This window comes from Paenibacillus sp. E194, assembly GCF_000935845.1.
Taxonomy (GTDB): domain Bacteria; phylum Bacillota; class Bacilli; order Paenibacillales; family Paenibacillaceae; genus Paenibacillus_B; species Paenibacillus_B alvei_B.
Genome location: NZ_JMDX01000393.1, coordinates 1 through 3,399, shown reverse-complemented (window position 1 = coordinate 3,399; position 3,399 = coordinate 1). Strand labels below are relative to the sequence as shown.

Annotated in this window: 1 protein-coding gene; it reads left to right on the top strand. The window is 50.8% G+C overall.

Features of this window, described 5'->3' with window-relative positions; all coding sequences use genetic code 11:
• A partial coding sequence (locus tag AZ66_RS27990; protein ID WP_044357919.1) for a non-ribosomal peptide synthetase occupies positions 1–3,399 on the top strand: 3,399 nt, incomplete at both ends.

Sequence of the window (3,399 nt, the reverse complement as noted above, 5' to 3'; positions counted from 1 at the left end):
ATGCCCGGGCAAATCGCCTTGCCAGAACACTGAGATCTGAAGGTGTGCAGCCAGAAGCGCTAGTTGGGCTCATGGCTGAAAGATCGATCGACATGATTGTTGGGATGCTTGCCGTTTTGAAGGCGGGAGGCGGCTACGTCGCGATTGATCCGGAATATCCGGAGGAGCGCGTTCGCTACATGCTGGAAGATTCGGGTGCTCGTGTCATTCTGGTTCAGCAGCATTTGCAGAATCGTGTGCCAAATACGGAATCAGCAGCTAGACTCCTTACACTTGACGATGAGCAGTCTTATCATGAGGATGCTTCGAAGTTGGAATCGAAGAGTACAGCTGTAGATTTGGCTTGCGTCATCTACACTTCGGGGACAACGGGCAATCCCAAAGGTAACCTGACGACACACCGCAATATCGTACGCATCGTGAAGAATACCAACTATATCAAAATTACGGAGCAGGATAAGGTACTGCAATTATCGAGTTATTCTTTCGATGGCTCCGCATTCGATATTTTCGGGGCATTAACGAATGGGGCCCAACTGGTTCTTGTTCCTCATCATACATTGCTTGATGCAAGCAAGCTGGCGGAGCTGATCGAAACGGAACAAATATCGGTTATGCTGATTACTACTGCTTATTTCAACGTTCTTGTAGACGTGAACGTATCCTGCCTGCGCCATATCCGCGCGATATTGTTCGGAGGCGAGCGCTCTTCTGTCGCACATGTGCGAAAAGCACTTGAACAGACAGGGCCAGGAAGGCTGAAGCATGCCTACGGTCCTTCTGAAAGTACGGTATATGCGACATGGCATGATGTGACAGAGATTTCGGAGCAAGCCGTAAGTGTACCGATCGGTCGTCCTATCAGTAATACAGCCATCTACATCGTCAATGAACGAAATGATTTACAGCCTATAGGGGTATCCGGTGAGCTGTGTGTAGCGGGAGAAGGATTAGTTCGTGGATATTTGAACCGTCCTGAACTGACTGCACAGAAGTTCGTTGATAATCCGTTCGTACCGGGAGAGCGCATGTATCGTACTGGGGACTTGGCGAGATGGCTGCCGGACGGAACGATTGAATATGTTGGCCGAATGGATGATCAGGTGAAAATCAGAGGCCATCGCATCGAGATTGGGGAAGTAGAGGCGCAGCTGCTCAAAGTGGCGCCGATTCAGAAGGCGACGATTGTCGTCCGAGGCCGCGAGGATGGAGAGAAGCAGCTGTGCGCGTATTATGTAGCAGATCGTCTGCTTTCTGCAGGCGAGATTAGAACAATACTTGCCAAAGAACTGCCTAGTTATATGATTCCGGCATACTTCATTCAGCTTGAACAGATGCCATTGACGACTAACGGCAAGGTAGATCGTAAAGCCCTGCCAGCACCGGAAGAGCACGTACAAGCAGAGACGGAATATGTGGCGCCTAGAAGTGAACAAGAAATTCGGCTTGCGAGAGTCTGGCAGGAAGTGCTCGGTCTAAGCCGAGTTGGTGCAAAGGATCATTTCTTCGAGCTGGGCGGTCACTCATTACGAGCGACGACACTAGTCAGCAAGCTGCACAAAGAAGAGAATATCAGCCTGTCTCTCCGCGACGTGTTCCGCAATCCTACTTTGGAAGCGATGGCCGCGCTCATGGAAGCTGCTCAAGGCCGCACATTCTCACCAATCCCGACAGTTGAAGAGAAGGATGTATATCCGGTATCTTCGGTGCAGAAGCGATTGTTCATTTTGCATCAGCTGGAAGGAGCAGAGCAGAGCTATAACATGCCAGGGGCATTACTGCTTGAGGGTGATGTTGACCGGAACCGATTGGAGCATGCATTCCGTCAGCTGATCACACGTCACGAAACGCTTCGCACCGGCTTTGAGATGGTGAATGGAGAACCTGTGCAGCGCATTTATCCGACTGTAGAATTTGTAGTGGAAGAGATGTCGGCCGTAGAAGGGGCGGAAGCCGAGAAGCAAATTCGGCAATTCATTCGCGCTTTCGATCTGTCCACACCGCCACTGTTCAGGGCAGGGCTGATTGAACTTGCTCCGCAGCGTCACATTCTCCTATTCGACATGCACCATATCATTTCGGACGGAACGTCAATTGGCATTATGATCGAGGAATTCACAAGCTTATACAGTGGGAACGAGCTTGAGCCGCTTCGCATTCAGTACAAGGACTTTGCTGCGTGGCAGCGTTCCGAGGAGCAGATCGAGCAGTTGAAGAGCCAAGAATCCTATTGGCTGAGGCAAATGGAAGGCGTACTTCCTGTGCTTGAGCTGCCTACTGATTATGTACGTCCTGCTGTACAGAGCCATGATGGCGCGTTGTTCGAGTTCTCGATTGATCGTGAGCAGAGCCAAGACTTGAGGAATTTAGCCGCTGATACGAGAACGACCTTGTACATGGTGCTGCTAGCGGCATACACGATCATCCTCCACAAGTATTCAGGCCAGGAAGACATTGTTGTTGGAACACCGATTGCGGGTCGAACGCACGACGATGTGCAGCCACTTATCGGTATGTTCGTCAACACGCTGGCGATTCGCAATTATCCTTCTGGGTCTAAGTCTGTGCTTACCTACTTGGAGGAAATCAAAGAAACGACGCTGGGAGCGTTCGAGCATCAAGACTATCCGTTCGAGGAACTCGTGGAAAACGTGCAAATTTCGCGAGATATGAGCCGTCATCCGGTGTTCGACACGATGTTCGCCCTTGAGAATACAGAGCATCGGGAATTCGATCTGGATGGTCTTCAGGTAAAGCCGTACGGTGCTGAACATGGGATGGCTAAGTTTGATTTGAATCTGACCATAACAGAAGATGGCGATGGACTTTACTGCACCGTGGAGTATGCTACAGCATTGTACAATCGCTCGACGATCGCAAGGCTTTGCGGCCATTTCCTGCAGGTCGTTGGAAGCATGACTCATAATCCGCAAGCGGCAATCTCATCACTGCAAATGGTAACGATCGAGGAGAAGGCTGAGCTGCAATATGAATTCAATGATACGGATATGGTGTACCCAAGTGACAAGACGGTTCATGAACTGTTCGCGGAACAGGTGGAGAGGACACCAGATACTGTTGCTGTCGTCTCTGGCAGCGAGCAATTAAGCTACGGAGAGCTCAACCGTAAGGCGAATCAGCTAGCGTGGAAGCTGCGTGAGTATGGCGTGACCGCAGAGCAGCCTGTCGGCATTATTGTCGAGCGAACGCTGGATACAGTCGTCGCAGTGCTGGCAGTACTCAAAGCATCGGGCACATTCGTACCAATTGATCCCGAGTATCCTGAGACGCGTATTCGCTATATGCTGGCAGACAGCGGGGCTAAGCTGGTGTTGGCGCAATCGGAGCTGCCAGGGATTATTTCTGATGACGTCCGCTTAATTGATGTACGCGATGAGT